The sequence below is a fragment of the Aliisedimentitalea scapharcae genome (assembly GCF_045277565.1).
In the GTDB taxonomy this organism is placed as follows: Bacteria; Pseudomonadota; Alphaproteobacteria; order Rhodobacterales; family Rhodobacteraceae; genus Aliisedimentitalea; species Aliisedimentitalea scapharcae.
The window spans coordinates 2,949,426-2,965,124 of the sequence record NZ_CP123584.1; the positions used below are offsets into that span (position 1 = coordinate 2,949,426).

At 59.0% G+C, this 15,699-nt stretch carries 15 protein-coding genes; 6 read left to right on the top strand and 9 right to left on the bottom strand.

The features are described from left to right. Positions 1 to 95 precede the first annotated feature (95 nt). Positions 96 to 656: an acetolactate synthase small subunit gene (ilvN, locus tag QEZ52_RS13785; protein ID WP_406644950.1), complete on the top strand. Its 561-nt coding sequence runs from the start codon at positions 96 to 98 to the stop codon at positions 654 to 656. A gap of 17 nt (positions 657 to 673) precedes the next feature. Here the strand turns inward: ilvN and QEZ52_RS13790 are convergent, their stop codons facing one another. Continuing rightward, positions 674 to 1,039, bottom strand: a complete 366-nt coding sequence (locus QEZ52_RS13790) for a hypothetical protein (RefSeq protein ID WP_406644952.1) — start codon at positions 1,037 to 1,039, stop codon at positions 674 to 676. Between the two features lie 237 nt (positions 1,040 to 1,276). Between QEZ52_RS13790 and QEZ52_RS13795 the strand changes: the two genes are divergently transcribed. From QEZ52_RS13795 to QEZ52_RS13805, 3 genes are all read left to right on the top strand, one after another. Then, entirely contained in the window at positions 1,277 to 2,074 is a 798-nt protein-coding gene (locus QEZ52_RS13795) for a helix-turn-helix domain-containing protein (RefSeq protein ID WP_406644953.1), read from the top strand. A gap of 210 nt (positions 2,075 to 2,284) precedes the next feature. Further along, positions 2,285 to 3,442 carry an aromatic ring-hydroxylating dioxygenase subunit alpha gene (locus tag QEZ52_RS13800; RefSeq protein ID WP_406644955.1) on the top strand — a complete coding sequence of 386 codons (1,158 nt, stop codon included), beginning with the start codon at positions 2,285 to 2,287 and terminating at the stop codon, positions 3,440 to 3,442. Further along, the gene (locus QEZ52_RS13805; RefSeq protein ID WP_406644958.1) at positions 3,439 to 3,654 is read left to right on the top strand and encodes a hypothetical protein; all 216 of its coding nucleotides are present in this window, start codon (positions 3,439 to 3,441) and stop codon (positions 3,652 to 3,654) included. The genes QEZ52_RS13800 and QEZ52_RS13805 overlap by 4 nt, the downstream gene beginning before the upstream one ends. 44 nt (positions 3,655 to 3,698) lie before the next feature. On the opposite strand, the gene QEZ52_RS13810 is transcribed toward QEZ52_RS13805, so the two are convergent. The 8 genes from QEZ52_RS13810 to QEZ52_RS13845 all read right to left on the bottom strand — a co-directional run bounded on the left by QEZ52_RS13810 (position 3,699) and on the right by QEZ52_RS13845 (position 13,463). Beyond that, complete coding sequence (locus QEZ52_RS13810) at positions 3,699 to 4,508, bottom strand: DUF2189 domain-containing protein (protein ID WP_406644959.1); 810 nt, start codon at positions 4,506 to 4,508, stop codon at positions 3,699 to 3,701. 33 nt (positions 4,509 to 4,541) lie between these two features. Next, positions 4,542 to 5,948, bottom strand: a complete 1,407-nt coding sequence (locus tag QEZ52_RS13815) for an amidase (protein ID WP_406644961.1) — start codon at positions 5,946 to 5,948, stop codon at positions 4,542 to 4,544. After that, positions 5,920 to 6,147: a hypothetical protein gene (locus tag QEZ52_RS13820; protein ID WP_406644963.1), complete on the bottom strand. Its 228-nt coding sequence runs from the start codon at positions 6,145 to 6,147 to the stop codon at positions 5,920 to 5,922. Before QEZ52_RS13820 ends, QEZ52_RS13815 begins: the two co-directional genes overlap by 29 nt. A 56-nt stretch (positions 6,148 to 6,203) precedes the next feature. Further along, on the bottom strand, positions 6,204 to 7,328 hold the full coding sequence (gene prfB / locus QEZ52_RS13825; protein WP_406644964.1) for a peptide chain release factor 2: 1,125 nt from the start codon (positions 7,326 to 7,328) through the stop codon (positions 6,204 to 6,206). Between the two features lie 174 nt (positions 7,329 to 7,502). Then, positions 7,503 to 9,995: a penicillin-binding protein 1A gene (locus QEZ52_RS13830; RefSeq protein ID WP_406644965.1), complete on the bottom strand. Its 2,493-nt coding sequence runs from the start codon at positions 9,993 to 9,995 to the stop codon at positions 7,503 to 7,505. Positions 9,996 to 10,092: 97 nt separating this feature from the next. Then, on the bottom strand, positions 10,093 to 10,890 hold the full coding sequence (locus tag QEZ52_RS13835; RefSeq protein ID WP_406644966.1) for a phosphodiesterase: 798 nt from the start codon (positions 10,888 to 10,890) through the stop codon (positions 10,093 to 10,095). A 91-nt stretch (positions 10,891 to 10,981) separates the two neighbouring features. Next, a complete protein-coding gene (locus tag QEZ52_RS13840; RefSeq protein ID WP_406644967.1) occupies positions 10,982 to 12,211 on the bottom strand; it encodes an N-acetylmuramoyl-L-alanine amidase in 1,230 nt (409 codons plus the stop codon). 106 nt (positions 12,212 to 12,317) lie between these two features. Then, entirely contained in the window at positions 12,318 to 13,463 is a 1,146-nt protein-coding gene (locus QEZ52_RS13845; protein ID WP_406644968.1) for a pyridoxal phosphate-dependent aminotransferase, read from the bottom strand. Between the two features lie 22 nt (positions 13,464 to 13,485). On the opposite strand from QEZ52_RS13845, the gene QEZ52_RS13850 reads away from it, so the two are divergent. Beyond that, positions 13,486 to 14,841, top strand: coding sequence for a M48 family metalloprotease (locus QEZ52_RS13850; protein WP_406644969.1), 1,356 nt, complete (start codon positions 13,486 to 13,488; stop codon positions 14,839 to 14,841). Next, a complete protein-coding gene (locus tag QEZ52_RS13855) occupies positions 14,838 to 15,602 on the top strand; it encodes a DsbA family protein (protein WP_406644970.1) in 765 nt (254 codons plus the stop codon). Before QEZ52_RS13850 ends, QEZ52_RS13855 begins: the two co-directional genes overlap by 4 nt. Positions 15,603 to 15,699: the final 97 nt, after the last annotated feature.

Below are 15,699 nucleotides of genomic sequence, written 5' to 3' on the forward strand. Positions count from 1 at the left end.
CCTGAACAGAAAACGGCCCGAGCGTCCTGGAACATCTCGGGCCGGAAATTTCCAAATTTTCCGGCAACGGAAAACCCGTGAGGAAGGCAACGACAATGTCTGCACTACACATCAAAAAAGGCTCCACCAGCCATTCCGCCTATAACCTGCGTCCAAATTTCTCGGACGTGTCCGAACGCCATACCATTGCCCTGCTGGTCGAAAACGAACCTGGTGTTCTGGCACGGGTGATTGGACTGTTTTCCGGGCGTGGGTACAACATCGAAAGCCTGACCGTGGCCGAAGTCGATCACACAGGCCATTTGTCACGCATTACCATCGTGACCACCGGGACCCCTCAGGTCATCGAACAGATCAAAACCCAGCTGGGTCGGATTGTTCCGGTGCACGAAGTCCACGATCTGACCGTCGAAGGCCCCGCTGTCGAGCGGGAATTGGCCATCATGAAGGTTGTTGGAGATGGGGAAAAGCGGGTCGAAGCCCTGCGCCTGGCCGATATCTTTCGGGCCAATGTGGTCGACAGCACCCTGAGCAGCTTTATCTTTGAGATCACTGGCGCGCCGGAAAAAATCGACGCCTTTGCCGATCTGATGCGCCCGTTGGGTCTGGTTGAAATTGCACGTACCGGTGTCGCCGCACTGTTGCGCGGCGATTGATCACGCGTTCACCTCAGTCAGGCGAGAATTCTGGCAACGCTGCTATCGGTGGCGTTGCGTCGTTTCTGCGCAGCCGCAAACGGGATGATTTTTGCCGATCCTGTTTCCAATTCCTGCGCTGCAGGTTGAACCGGAGCAAGCTCCTGTTCGGCCCCCAGAACATCCGCCAATCCAGAGCATAACCCCTCTGACACCAGCCGTGGGTTGTGCGCATACCGCATGTGACGTTCCATCGTCAGATCGAATTGCACCCAATCTCCCGCGTCCAAAGGCAGTTCGGGTTCCTGATCATTCTGTTTGTAAAACGCGAGATCCCCATGGTCCTCGCACCAAATGACGGCCTTGCGTTCGTCAGTGTCGCTCCAAAGTACTACGCCAAACATCTTCTGTCCCGTTTTTCCCTATGTGTTAACTGTGTGATAAATTGGGGCATTCAAACATGGTAAATTGCGCGTCTTGGGCTTGCAATTTGTGTCTGAGACGGTAGCCTCCTGATCTACTTGAGCGTCAGCGTTGACGCCAACCAGTATCAGTTTGAGTAAAGCAAGCCGGGATTCCGATCAGAGATCTCTTTTCCGGCTACAGGTTCACGACAAAGGAACATCAACACTGGGGCAAAAATGTCCAAACCTACGCGCTCACCGGCCGAACTTCGCAACATGTTCGGCTCAAATCTGCGAATCCTCGCCCGAAAGTATCCGTCCATATCGGATCTATCGCGTCGGCTTGGCATCAACCGGACACAATTCAATAGATATTTGTCGGGAGAAAGCTTCCCGCGACCCGATGTGCTGGATCGAATTTGCGACTTTTTCGAAATGGATGCCCGCATCCTGCTCGAACCCGTCGATAATCTGACCGAACGTGGTCAGATCCTGACCGGGCCAATCCTGTCTGATTTTCTGGGGAGGGGCGTCAACAATTTGCCCGAAGACGTCTTTCCGTCAGGGTTCTACCGCTTCTCCCGCCGCAGCTTTGTCAGCGATGAACTGTATATCGTCGGCATCGTTTATGTGTTCCGCGACAGCGACAACGCCTATGTGCGCGGGTTCGAAGCCAAGGAAGCCATGCGCCAGCAAGGCCTGCCTGTAGACGTCAAAACCCGTGAATTCCGCGGCTATGTCACCCGGCAGGAAGATGGCGTCGCCCTGGTGATCTCTCGGCGCAACTCCATGACCTGCTCGTTCAACTATCTGGCCCAGGTTGCCTCGTTCGAAAACAACTTTTGGGTGGGGTATGTCACCCGGACTGTGCGTGAAAGCGCCAGCGGAACCCGTGCCGCCCGCATGGTCTATGAACATCTGGGGCGCGATAAGGCCGGTGTTTGGGAAGCAGCCCGCACACAGGGGTTCAAGACCGAAGACGAGCTGATGCCATTTCACCGGCGTCTTTTGCAAATCGGCGATCCATTCCGTTAACCGCTTTGCTGCACATCGGCAGACATCAAAGTTAACGCATCGACAAAAACGTGAAAAAACCGCGCCTGAGAGCGCGGTTTTTTTGTACCCCGTGATCCGCTGTTTGAAATGCGCTGTCCGTATGTCGCTGGCTGGCGATCTTCGTCGGAATCCGACAAGTATCGACACATGTGTCGAGTAAATCTTGACGCAACGAACAAGGAGCGCGCCATGACATTTGTATCCGAGGAACTCAACGCCGTACGCCAGCCGATCACCCGGGCCAATGGGTTGTCCAATGCCCATTACATCGATCCGCACGTACACGCCGAAGAGAACAAACATGTCCTGCTGAACCAATGGGCCGGTTTGGCCGTTACGGCGGATGTCCCCGATGTGGGCGATGCCAAACCGATCACCTTTTTGCAGATCCCCCTGTTGCTGGTCCGCGACCGGGCGGGAACCGTGCGGGTCTTTCAGAACACCTGTCGCCATCGTGGCATGATTCTGGTCGAAGAACCCCGCAAGATCGAAGGTGCCATCCGCTGTGCCTATCACAGCTGGTGTTACGGCACGGACGGACGCCTGGTTTCGACACCGCATGTGGGCGGCCCTGGTCAGAACACCCATGAAGACGTGGACAAGAGCCTTTTGGGTCTGATCGAAGTCAGGTCGCACATCTGGCGGGATGTCATCTGGATCAACGTCTCGGGCACGGCTCCGGACTTCACCGAAGCCATGGGGGATGTCATGGCCCGCTGGGCCGAGTTCGACCAGCCCCTGTACCACGGTGGAGAAGACAGCCGGTTCGACCTGACGGTGAATTGCAACTGGAAGCTGGCAGTCGAAAATTACTGCGAGAGCTATCACCTGCCCTGGGTCCACCCTGGCCTCAACAGCTATTCCCGCCTCGAAGACCATTACCACATCGAAGAACCCGGCAAATACTCGGGTCAGGGCACATTGGTCTATCGCCAGCTCAAAGGGGACAATGGCGACGTTTTCCCCGATTTCGACGGGCTGAACCAAAAATGGGACGAAGCCGCGGAATACATCGCCGCCTTTCCCAATGTTCTACTGGGCGTCCACCGGGACCATGCCTTTGCCATCATTCTACTCCCGCAGGCCACCGACAAGACAGTCGAACACATCCACCTGTACTATGCGAGCCCTGAAACAAGCGACCAGATGCGCGCCAAGAATACAGCCCTATGGCAGGAGGTGTTCAAGGAGGACGTTTTTGTCGTCGAAGGCATGCAGCGGGGCCGCTTTGCGCCCGGGTTTGACGGCGGTCGGTTTTCGCCTGCGATGGATGGCCCCACGCATCTGTTCCACGACTGGGTTGCGCGCAAACTGCAAGAGGGTGAGGCCGCCCTAGCCGCCGAATGAGCAACCTAGATGCACGATTGCTGGACGCCCATGCCGCAAAGGATGAATGGGCGCTGGTCCGCCTCTATTGCGAAGCGGCGGACTCTGCGACAGACGAAGATGCAGCGTGGTTCTTTCTGACCCAGGCCTATGTATTCGCGTTGGAACAGAACCACCCGGATCTCGAGCCGCTCAGGGCCCGTTTGGTGGCTGGAGGGCGCGAGAGCACATAGTCATTCTGAACAGGGCCGCGACATGCGCGGCCCTGTTCATGGAGCTACGCGGGATCCACACCTTGATGCAGGATCACCCCGTCTTCGTTCTCTTTGATCGCAACCAGTTGGTAGACATGCCAGCTGGTGTGCCCCATCAACGGCAACACCACAAACAACCCCAAGAAACCCGGAAGCAGCGCGGCAAAGGTCAGCGCCGCGATAAACACGGCCCAGGCCAGCATCGGCACCGGGTTCCCAAGCACGTATTGAAAGCTGGCAATCATCGCGGTGACAAAGTCGACTTCACGATCCAGCAACAGCGGCAATGCAATCACCGTGATCATATACAGCAGCAGCGCAAACAGCGCCCCCACGGCGGATCCGACGGCCAGCATGGTTACCCCGTTCAGGCTTAGGAACACTTCGACGGAGGACGAGATATTGGTCATGGTCGACAGGCCCAGAAACAAAGCAAAGATCATGTGCCCCAGGAAAAACCAGAACAGAAACACCACAACGATAATGGCGCAGATCGACGGCAGCTGGCGCCGCCCCTGATACAGAACCACGCCAAAAATCGCCGGCAAATCCAGCGGCTCGCCCTGGCTGAGCCTGTGCGAGACCTCGTAACATCCAACTGCTGCAAACGGGCCGATCAATGGAAACCCGATAGCAGCAAGGACCAGCCAAAAGGTGGTGCCCGTGCTGGCCGTGACCCACAGCATCAACCATCCGACCAGAATGTAAAACCCGGCAAAAATCAGACCGTACAGCGGGGCTGCGCGGAAATCGGCCATTCCCTGGCGCAGTGCCTGGCGTAGAATGGCGGGGGTCATGGGGCGAAATGCGGGCACCCCAAATGCTTTCTCCATACTCGTGTTCTCCTCCCTCTTGTTGTTCTTGTCTCAGACCGGATCGGTCGGGGGGGCCTTTTGCGGCCATTGGGTATGTGCGTGATATGCCGCACCCAATGAAAGAATCCGGCGGTCTCCTCCAAGCCTGCCGAATATCTGCACCCCCATCGGTAGCCCATCGGCACCAAATCCAGCCGGAACCGCCAGGCTGGGCAGCCCCAACAGGCTGACCGGTATGACCACTTCCATCCAGCGGTGATAGGTGTCCATTTCCTGGCCGGCGATTTGTTTGGGATAGGGCTGTTCGATCGGGAACGGCCAGACCTGCGCCGACGGCAGAATCAACGCGTCATAGGTTTCAAACAACTGCGCGCAAGCCCGAAACCACTCGGAACGGAACTCGGAGGCGATTTGGATCTGTGCCGCAGTCAGCGCCATCCCCCGTTCCATTTCCCAGACCGCCGTGTCCTTGAGCTCGGCCCCCTGCTGTTGCAGATCAAACAACTCGCCCGCGACGGCCCAGGATCGAAGGGTGACCCAGCTCTCCCATATTTTTTCCCGGGGAAAGGGCGCTGGCAGATGATCGACGTGACAGCCCATGTCCGAAAACGCACCCAGCGCACGTTCGCACAGTGCCATGATGCCGTTTTCCATCGGGAACGCCCCGCCCCAATCCCCCAGCCAACCAATGCGCATCCCCGAACATTCGGTTGCGGGCAGCGGTGCCATCTCTTCCCGAGGCAAGGCCAATGGGATCTGCGGGTGCGGCCCGGCCAGAACATCCAGCAACAAGGCAATGTCCTCGGGTGATCGGGCCATCGGGCCCAGCGTGGACAGCTGATGCAGGTACATGTCGCCGCTCGCACCGGAAGGCACCCGCCCCCAGCTGGGGCGGAAACCATAGACATTGTTCCAGGCCGCCGGGTTGCGCAGGCTGCCCATCATGTCGGATCCATCCGCCAGCGCCACCATTCCAGTCGCCAGAGCCACCGCAGCGCCGCCGGACGACCCCCCGCAACTGCGCGACATGTCATAGGGATTTGCAGTCGCGCCGTAGACGCGGTTGAACGTGTGCGACCCCAGCCCCATTTCCGGCACGTTGGTCTTGCCGATCAGGATCGCCCCGGCCGCGCGCAGCCGAGCGGCCAACAGATCATCTTCGGTGGGGACAAAGTCCTTTTTGATCAGCACCCCACCGGTTGACCGGACACCGCGCACGTTGACCAGATCCTTGACCGCCATCGGCAGCCCGTGCAGCGGTCCACGCGGGGCATTTTTATCCGCCGCCCGTGCCTCCTGCATCAATTCCTCTTCGTCCCGCAGACCCACAATGGCATTCACCGCGCCATTAACCTGTGCAATCCGGTCCAGCGTCTGGCGCATCACGTCCTCAGCGGTCAACCGACCTGCTGACAGATCCGTCAGAATTTCAGTAGCGCTTCGCATAGGCTGCGACATGTTCAAATATCCCGATGTATCTTTTGATCAGCCTAACCGGGGGAATTTTGTAAAAAAACCCACAGATGAAAAACATCTTATCCAAACCGTCAAAAAATAACGCGGGCTTGCCTGCGATGGCGCGGTCCACAAATATGACGACCGCATGGATCAGCGGACCTGGCGCGAGCACATTGAACCTGGGCATCTTTGCAGACATGAAAAAGGCCGGACAAATCCGGCCTTGCACAATCAATCCATTGGTTTGGGCACCGGTTAGTCGCCCTGCGCCTCAGAGCGGCTCTTGCCAGACACATTCAATGCCAACGTCGCCGCCATGAAACCGTCCAGATCACCATCCAGCACACCTTTGGTGTCCGAGGTTTCATGGTTGGTGCGCAGGTCCTTGACCATCTGGTAAGGTTGCAGCACGTAAGACCGGATCTGGTTGCCCCACCCCGCATCCCCGGCGTTTTCATGCGCCTCGTTGACCAGCGCAGACCGCTTGTCCAGCTCCATCTGATACAGCCGTGATTTCAGGGCCTTCATCGCGATATCCCGGTTCTGGTGCTGCGACTTTTCCGAAGAGGTCACAACGATCCCAGTGGGATGGTGGGTGATCCGCACGGCGGAGTCGGTGGTGTTGACGTGCTGACCGCCTGCCCCCGACGACCGGTAGGTGTCGATACGAATATCGGCCGGGTTCACCTCGATTTCGATATTGTCATCCACCACCGGGTACACTTTGACCGAAGTGAAAGACGTATGGCGTTTGGCCGCGCTGTCAAAGGGCGAAATCCGCACCAGCCGGTGCACACCGCTTTCCGATTTTAACCACCCATAGGCGTTGTGGCCGGAAATCTTGTAAGCGGCGGATTTGATCCCGGCTTCTTCCCCGGCACTTTCGGACTGCAATTCCACCTTATAGCCCTTTTTTTCGGCCCATCGGATGTACATCCGCGCCAGCATCGACGCCCAGTCACAGCTTTCGGTTCCACCCGCACCCGAGTTGATCTCCAGAAAGGTGTCGTTGCCGTCGGCTTCACCGTCCAGCAGCGCCTCCAGTTCCTTTTCACCGGCCTTGATCTTGAGCGTCTTGATCGCCTCTTCGGCGTCTTTGATAACCTCTTCGTCCTCTTCCATCTCACCCAGTTCAATGAGCTCGATATTGTCCGACAGATCCTGTTTGATCCCGGTGTAAGTTCCCATGGCATCAACCAGGTTCTGACGTTCGCGCATCAACTTCTGGGCCGCCTCGGGGTCATCCCACAGGTTCGGGTCTTCGACACGCGCATCAAATTCCTCGAGCCGATGCGGCGCGGTTTCCCAGTCCAACCGCTGAGCTAAAAGCTCAAGCGACTTTTCGATCTCGGCCACGATGTTCTGGGTCTCGGCGCGCATTGGAATTTCCTGACAACTGTTGCGACTTGCCTGATAGCAAGGGCTGGCGAACTTCTCAAGCTGACCGGGGCGGTTGATTGCATTGAGTTGGCGTTCGCACTGAAAAAACTGCGCCATCGCAGTTCAAATCGACCAACGGCATCTCAGGTGGCAACAGCGCCACCTGAAAGCAGATCAATACAATCCCCCCGAACTGATCGTCCCCGAACTTGCCTTGGGACCAACCACGGCGGTTTCGCCGGTCGAGGTGGTGACCTGGCGTCCGCTTTGGGACACTTCTTCAAACAGCGGAAGGTTCGACCCCAGAGCAAATCCGCCATCATAGGTCAGGCCAAAAATCGGCTCGGCTCCATCCCGGAAGTATTCGGCCACCACATATTCGCCGCTGGCATTGTCCGCCAGTCGCGCCCCGGTAAAGCGATCGATCTTGATGAAATGCCCACCGGGAGGGACTGCAAATCGACCGCCGCCGAATTTCTCGGTCGCCTTGGTCATGAATTGTTGGAACACCGGCCCGCACATGCCGCCCCCCGACGCCCCCCGCCCCAGAGGACGCGGTTGATCGTATCCGATATAGCATCCGGCCACGATGTTCGACGTAAACCCGATGAACCAGACATCCCGGGCTTCGTTCGTGGTCCCGGTCTTGCCAGCGGTCGGCACCCCCAGTTTCACACGGCCCGAGGCCGTACCGCGTTCGACGACGCCACGCATCATTGAAGTCAGCTGATAGGCCGTGATCGGGTCCATGACCTGGGCCCGACTGGTCACGATCTGCGGCGCTGCCCCGTCGCGCAGGTTCGGGATCGCGCAGTCTATGCAATCACGATCGTCATGTCGGTAGATGGTCTTCCCCTTGCGGTCCTGAATCCGATCGACCAAGGTCGGTTCGATACGCTCCCCACCGTTGGCGAACATCGCATAGGCGGTCACCATCTTGAACAACGTGGTTTCCTCGGATCCCAGAGAATTGGCCAGATACGGCCCCATATCCTCGTACACGCCAAACCGTTCCGCATAGGATGCCACCACCGGCATCCCGATCTCCTGGGCCAGACGGATCGTCATCAGGTTCCGAGACCGTTCAATCCCGGTGCGCAACGGTGTTGGCCCATAGAATTTATGCGACGCGTTCTTGGGCCGCCACAGCCCCTGCGGTGTGTTGATTTCAATCGGGGCGTCCACCACGATGGTTGCCGGGCTATACCCGCTGTCCAACGCCGCTGCATAGACAAAAGGCTTAAAGCTGGAACCCGGCTGACGCTGGGCCTGCGTTGCCCTGTTGAACACAGAATCCTGATAGGAAAATCCACCCTGCATCGCAATGACGCGACCGGTATTGACATCCATTGCAACAAAACCGCCCTGCACTTCGGGAACCTGGCGCAGCGACCATTGCCCGGCGTCTTCGCCAGCCCGAACCAGAACCACATCCCCAACGGCAAAATTATCGCTGAAGTTGCCCTTCATCCATTTGATGTCCGAACGCGGAACCGTGCCGGTCCCTTCGGTGTTTTCAATACCGACTGTCAAAGCCTTGTCTGCGATTCCCAGCACAACAGCCGGACGCCATTTGCCGCCGAAATCAACGTCACGCGACACATCCGCATTTCCCAGCGCCGCGCGCCAGTCCTCTTCGGTGGCCAGCGCTTCGGGCGGGAGTTTCACGCCGGTGCCCCGCCATCTCTGTCGAGACCGGTCATATTTTTCCAAGGCATTACGCAGCGCATTTGCCGCCTCGACCTGCATTTCCTCGTCGATGGTGGCGCGGACTGCAAAGCCCCCGGTAAAAAACTCGCCCTCGCCAAAATCGCGGCTCAACTGACGCCTGATTTCATCGGTGAAATAATCCCGGGGTGGCAGCGCTGTGCGGAAGCTGGCGAAATCGCCATTCTGAACGGACCGCAACGGCAAATCGACTTCAACGTCGTATGTCGCCTGATCGATATAGCCATTTTCCATCATTTCCTTGAGCACAAAATTACGCCGCGCCAGCAGGCGATCCTTGCGTCGTACAGGATGATAATCGGACGGTGCCTTGGGCAGCGACGCCAGGAAGGCCGCCTCATGCGGGGCCAGTTCACTCAGCGTCTTGTTGAAATAGGTCTGCGCAGCCGCCGTCACACCATATGAGTTTTGACCCAGAAAGATCTCGTTCAGGTACAGTTCGAGGATCGCTTCCTTGTCCAGCGTCTCTTCGAGCCGCGACGCCAGGATTATTTCCTTGATCTTGCGCTCGGCCTTGCGGTCCCCCGACAGCAAAAAGTTCTTCATCACCTGCTGGGTGATGGTCGATGCCCCCCGCACATTGGCCCCGCGCGACTGTACGGCCTCAAACGCGGCGGCTGCGATCCCGCGGGTGTCATACCCCTTGTGGTGATAAAAATTCTTGTCCTCGGCGCTGATGAACGCCTGTTTGATCATGTCCGGGATATCCTCGGACGGGGTGAACAATCGCCGCTCTTTGGCGAATTCGTCAATCAAAGTCCCCTTGCCGGAATAGATTCGGCTGATGGTGGGGGGTTGATACTGCGCCAAGGATTCATGGCTGGGCAGATCGCGCCCATACATCCAGAAAATACCACCGATGGTTATGGCCACCATGGCAATGCCCAGCGTCACAGTGCTGAAGATCGAGCCGAAGAAAGATAGAATGAACCTGAGCACAGTGAGGCCTCTTTTGAGCGGTAGCGTTTATATAGGGGCGCAAGCGCATGGGGTCAAAACCAGATACGGCGGATATATGCCGGATCAGAGCAGAAATTCACGGCTGTATTGCGGCACCACCGGTTTCATAGGGACAGAACTGCAAATCCTGCACCGTCACTTGGCCGGTTTCGACAGACACAACCCCCAAACCGGGTGCCTCGGCCGGTGGTGTGAAGCTATCCCAGTCCCAACGCGGCACAGGGGCTGGGGCCTGATACAGAACTGCGCGCTGGGTCCGAAACCCGATCCCGCGCACGACACCAGAAATCGGCCTGTGCACATGCCCTGCCAGGATCTGCACAACGTTGGGGAATTTTTCCAGCAAATCCAACAACTGGATGCCGTTCTTCAAATTGTCGGGATCCAGCATGTCCAGCCCCAGCGCCAGGGGCGGATGATGCATCGCAACAACCACAGGACGCCCCGCCGCCCTGTGCAATTGCGCCTCCAGCCACGCCAGACGGGCGTCACACAAAAATCCGGCCGCCTCTCCCGGGATCAGTGTGTCCAGGCAGATCAGCACTACATCTCCGACCTCAACCGCATATTGCACGAACGCGTCCATGACCTGCCCCGGCAACGCAAACGCAGCGCGCAACATTGATCGGTCATCATGATTGCCAACCATCGGACAGACCGGCATCGGCAATTCGGCCAATAGCGTCCTTAGGGCCTGGTATTCGTCTGGCTGTGCCAGCTCGACCATATCTCCGGAAATCAGGCACAGGTCGCCATCTGCCAGGTGATCACAGACAAACCTGATCGCCTGTTGAACCCGCACACGTGGGTCATGTCCCACCACCAATCCGCGGCGGGCAAAATGCAGATCCGTCATCCAGATTAATTTGGCCAAGCTTCTGCTCCTTCATCTTGCCCGAAAAACTCCGGGGAGTGCGAGGGGCTGGCCCCTCGCTCCTGACCGCGCCGCAGCCAGCAAACACTCTCTATTGGCGCACCAAAGCCCGTCGCGCCGCGTCAGCATCGCGCCACTCCTGCAATCCGCTGCGAATGGCACCCGCCATCGCTGCGCGCCACGCTGGATCGGTCAGATTCTTGAGATCCCGAGGGCTCGACAAAAATCCAAGCTCGATCAACACCGACGGAATATCGGCAGACTTCAGCACAGAAAACCCGGCCTTGCGCAGCGGGCGCCGGTTCATGGGTCCCCCCGTCTGCGCCATGGCCTCGACCAGCGCCGACGCCAGCGCATAGGTGCGCGGGCGGGTTTCCTGACGCGCCAGATCCAGCAACACATCCGTCACCTGATCATCCACCGTGCTCAGGTCCGCTCCCGCCAACAGATCCTCGCGGTCGTGGCGTTCCGCCAGTTTGGCCGACGCCACATCCGACGCTTCGTCCGACAGCATGTACACCGTCGCTCCATGGGCCAGACCTTCGGAGAGCGCATCGGCGTGCAACGAAAGAAACACATCCGCCTGCGCCTGATGCGCCAAAGCCACCCGGCGCTCCAACGACACGAAATGGTCCCCGTCACGCAGCAGCAGAACGTCAAACCCGCCCGCCCGCACCAGCACATCGCGCAATTCGCGGGCAAACCGCAGCATCAGGTGTTTTTCAATCACCTGACCGACTTCTGCCCCTGGGTCGATACCACCATGTCCCGCGTCCAGGACCACGCGCAAGGGTGCATCAGGATCGCGGTCAACACCCCCGACCAGATCCTCAGCTGCGGGCAAGTCCCAGCGGGGGTCATGTGGCGGGCCTGCCTGTGCGTCGAACACGTCCATTTCGACGGGGTGCAGGGTCAAGGTCAATTGGGCTCCGGCCGTAACGTCATCCACCTGCATGGCTGCCTGTCCAACCTGCATCGGCCCGTTCAGCTGTACAACCATCCGGGTCCATCCTGGTACATAGGTGCCAAATTTGACCTGCGCGATGCGATCAGTCCCCACCAATGTGTCCGCATCCAGCCCGGTCCAATCGACTTCCTGGAAGTCCAGGACCAGACGTTCGGGGTCTGCCAAGGTAAACAGCCGAAAAGGCACGCCCTGGCTCAGCGACAGCTGGATGGAAACCCCGTCGCGCCCGTGGTCCGTGATCCGACTGTCCTGCGGAAGAATCCGGGCCAAGGCACTAAAATCCTGAGCCCAGCCGGCAGGCACCAAAACCACCAGCCAGATCGCGGCCGCCCACACAGAAAGGAACCTGCTCATCACTCTTATCCTGTCATCCGGGTCATACCGTTTGCGCGCAGGATACGCATCAGGCGATGTGTTGCAAACCGCCCGTGCCTGATCCTGCGCGTTTTTCACGCTGGGCTCAGCTTCGGTTCGCCATGAAGGTCGCGAGCCGCGACAGACCTTCGCGAATGTCCGCCGTTGCGCGTGCATAGGAAAACCGCAAGGTCGTCGCGCCGCGGACCGGATCAAAATCCAACCCCGGCGTAACGGCGACCCCGGCCTTTTCCAGGATCTCGGCGGCAAAGGCACGGCTGTCCTGGGTCAGATCGGACACATCGGCATAGACATAAAACGCCCCATCCGGCGGCGCGATTTTGCTGAACCCGGCTTTGGGCAACCCATCAAGCATCAGTGCGCGGTTTGCCTTGTAAACATCCAGATTGGCCTGCAATTCCGCGTCACATTCCATTGCGGCCAGGGCGGCAACCTGGCTGGCATGTGGCGCACAGATAAACATGTTCTGCGCAATCCGTTCGACCACACGAACCTGATCTTCGGGAACCACCATCCAGCCAACGCGCCAACCCGTCATCGAGAAGTACTTGGAGAAGGAATTGATGACATAGCATTCGTCCGTCACCTCCAGCGCCGTGACGGCCTTGGCCTCATACTCCAGCCCATGATAAATCTCGTCGCTTATAAAGCTGGCATTTTGTGCAGCGGCTGCATCCACCAAGGACGCCATAGAATCGCGATCCAGCATCGTACCCGTTGGATTCGCAGGCGAGGCCACCATCAGCCCTGCCAGATCCAATCCCCCCAGGTCAGCCGCCACCGGTTGCAGGCGATTTTCCGCCGCTGTCTGAATGTCCACCGGCACCAGCCCCAATGCGCTCAGGATCTGACGGTACGACGGATATCCGGGTGCCCCGATGCCAACCCGGTCACCGCTGTCAAACAGGGCTGTAAAGGCCAGCAGAAACGCCCCCGAGGACCCCGGCGTGACAATCACCCGATCCGGGTTCAGGTCCACATCATACCACTCTCCATAGAGTTTCGCGATCCGTTGGCGCAATGCAGGCAACCCAAGCGCCACGGTATAGCCCAAAGCCTCGGTCTCCAGAACCTGCGACAGCGCCTGCGTCGCCTGTTTGGGTGCTCCTGTTCCAGGCTGGCCGACTTCCATATGGATAATATGACGCCCGTCCTCTTCGGCCTGGCGGGCGGCTTCCATAACATCCATCACAATAAAGGGATCGACCTGTGACCGGGTTGAGTTTCGCATGTGCTTCTCCCATGGTGCGCGCATGGCTTTTGAACGTGTATCTCGTGTGGCGTCAATCCCGGCAATGGTGCTGACGGCAGTGTTGACGGTGGTCTCTGCGCTGCCTGCCGCGGCCGTATCGCTGCTGCGCGACCCCGATATCGAACACGCGCTGCGTCAGATCGCCTCTCCGGTTCTGCGGGCCTCGGGCCTGAGCCAGTCGCGGACCCATATTCTGCTGGTGGACGACCCGGCCTTCAACGCCTTTGTTCTCGACAATCAGGCCATTTTTCTGAACTACGGGTTGATCCTCAAGGTCGATAGCGCCGGAATGTTGCAGGCGGTGATTGCCCATGAGGCTGCCCATATCACCAATGGGCATCTGGCCCGCCGGACTGCCAATCTGCAATCGGCCCGTACCGCTGCCGGATTGGGTCTGGCGCTGGCCGCGTTGGCCGCAGCAGCAGGTGGAGGCGAGGCAGCCGGCGGCATCGCCATCGGCACACAAAGCGCCGCCCAGCGGGTATTTTTGTCCCACACCCGCGCCGAAGAGGCGTCAGCGGATCGATCTGCTGCCTCCTATCTGACGTCGGCTGGCGTATCGCCACAGGCGCTTGTCGATCTGCACCAGGCCTTTGCCGGACAGGAAGTGCTGAGCGTCAGTCGTCAGGATCCCTATACCCGGTCCCACCCGCTGACCCGCGACCGGCTGCGCGCCGCCCAGGCCTATGTCGCAGCCCACGGTGGCAAGGAAACCGCCAACCCCGATACCGCCTATTGGTTCGCACGGGCGCGTGGCAAGGTTTCGGCCTTTACCCGGTCCCCAAAATGGACCCTGCGTCGGGTGGCCGAAGAGAAATACAAGGACGTGCGCCTGATGCGCGAAGCGATTGCGCATCACCGCCAAGGCAAATTCGAGAAAAGTATAAGCGCGCTGAACAAAGCATTGGCGCTGCGTCCCAGCGATCCCTTCTATCTCGAGCTCAAAGGCCAGATCTATATGGAGAACCGGCGTTGGAACGAGGCGCTGAACGCCTATGGACAGGCGGTCAGCCAGGCCCCCCAAAACGCCCAGATCCTCAGCGGTTATGGCCGGGCCCAATTGGCCGCCGGTCAGCCCAAATCCGCCATTCAAACCCTTGAAAAGGCACGATCGCGGGATTGGCGGGATGCGCGCCTGCTGCGGGATATGTCCGTCGCCTATGCCAAGACCGGGCAATCTGGTATGGCCGCCGTGGTAACCGCCGAAAGATACGCCTTGCAGGGCCGCCTGAATGACGCGGGTCTGCACGCCAAACGGGCCAGCGCGCTCTTGCCGCGTGGGTCTGCTGCCTGGCGTCGGGCACAAGACGTGCTGATAGCCTCCGAACGTTTCGCAAAAGGAAAAAAGAAACGATGATCCGACTGACACATTCCCTGCGGACCGTGCGGGCCGCAGCCGCCGCACTGACCCTTTTGGCCGCTCCGGCAACCGCCCTGGACCTCCAGGCCATGTCCGATGAAGACCGCGCTGCCTTTCGCGCCGAAATCCGTGCCTACCTGTTGGACAACCCCCAGGTGATCCTGGAAGCCGTCGAACTTCTGGAACAGCGTCAAGCCCAGGCCGAGGCCCAGGCGGATGTTGAGCTGGTTGCCGAGAACAAACAGGAGTTGGTCAACGACGGGTATTCCTGGGTGGGTGGCAACCCTGACGGAGACATCACCGTGGTCGAATTCATGGATTACCGCTGTGGCTATTGCCGCCGCGCCGTTCCCGAAATCGCACAGCTGTTGAAGCAGGATGGTAATATCCGTCTGGTGATCAAGGAATTCCCGATATTGGGCGAAGCGTCGGTTCTGTCCTCCCGCTTTGCCGTGGCCGTCAAACATGTTGCGGGCAATGACGCTTACAAGCAGGTTCATGATGCCCTGATCGAATTCAGCGGCGAACCCAACGAAGTGTCATTGCGTCGGTTGGCCGAAGGTCTGGGACTGGACGCGGATGCCGTCATGGACGGCATGAACGCCCCCGAGGTGTCTCAGGAGCTCCAACAGACCCGGGCCCTGGCACAGCGTCTCAAGATTTCGGGCACGCCGACCTTTGTCGTCGAAGATGAACTGCTGCGCGGCTTCCTGCCTGCTGACCAGATGGCCTTGGTTGTCGCCGAACAACGCGGCTGATCAGACCGTGACGCGGATGGGATAGCCACACCATCGGCCCTCATCGCTTTGTCGCTTCAAATAAACAAAGGGCGGGGAATTCCCCGCCCTTTGTCCG

Bases quoted from the DNA above. Each gene is read 5' to 3' on its own strand.
- QEZ52_RS13855 (WP_406644970.1), top strand. From the start codon at position 14,838: ATGATCCGACTGACACATTCCCTGCGGACCGTGCGGGCCGCAGCCGCC.
- ilvN (WP_406644950.1), top strand. From the start codon at position 96: ATGTCTGCACTACACATCAAAAAAGGCTCCACCAGCCATTCCGCCTAT.
- prfB (WP_406644964.1), bottom strand. From the start codon at position 7,328: ATGCGCGCCGAGACCCAGAACATCGTGGCCGAGATCGAAAAGTCGCTT.
- QEZ52_RS13815 (WP_406644961.1), bottom strand. From the start codon at position 5,948: ATGTCGCAGCCTATGCGAAGCGCTACTGAAATTCTGACGGATCTGTCA.
- QEZ52_RS13795 (WP_406644953.1), top strand. From the start codon at position 1,277: ATGTCCAAACCTACGCGCTCACCGGCCGAACTTCGCAACATGTTCGGC.
- QEZ52_RS13800 (WP_406644955.1), top strand. From the start codon at position 2,285: ATGACATTTGTATCCGAGGAACTCAACGCCGTACGCCAGCCGATCACC.
- QEZ52_RS13820 (WP_406644963.1), bottom strand. From the start codon at position 6,147: ATGTCTGCAAAGATGCCCAGGTTCAATGTGCTCGCGCCAGGTCCGCTG.
- QEZ52_RS13790 (WP_406644952.1), bottom strand. From the start codon at position 1,039: ATGTTTGGCGTAGTACTTTGGAGCGACACTGACGAACGCAAGGCCGTC.
- QEZ52_RS13840 (WP_406644967.1), bottom strand. From the start codon at position 12,211: ATGAGCAGGTTCCTTTCTGTGTGGGCGGCCGCGATCTGGCTGGTGGTT.
- QEZ52_RS13805 (WP_406644958.1), top strand. From the start codon at position 3,439: ATGAGCAACCTAGATGCACGATTGCTGGACGCCCATGCCGCAAAGGAT.
- QEZ52_RS13850 (WP_406644969.1), top strand. From the start codon at position 13,486: ATGGCTTTTGAACGTGTATCTCGTGTGGCGTCAATCCCGGCAATGGTG.
- QEZ52_RS13810 (WP_406644959.1), bottom strand. From the start codon at position 4,508: ATGGAGAAAGCATTTGGGGTGCCCGCATTTCGCCCCATGACCCCCGCC.
- QEZ52_RS13845 (WP_406644968.1), bottom strand. From the start codon at position 13,463: ATGCGAAACTCAACCCGGTCACAGGTCGATCCCTTTATTGTGATGGAT.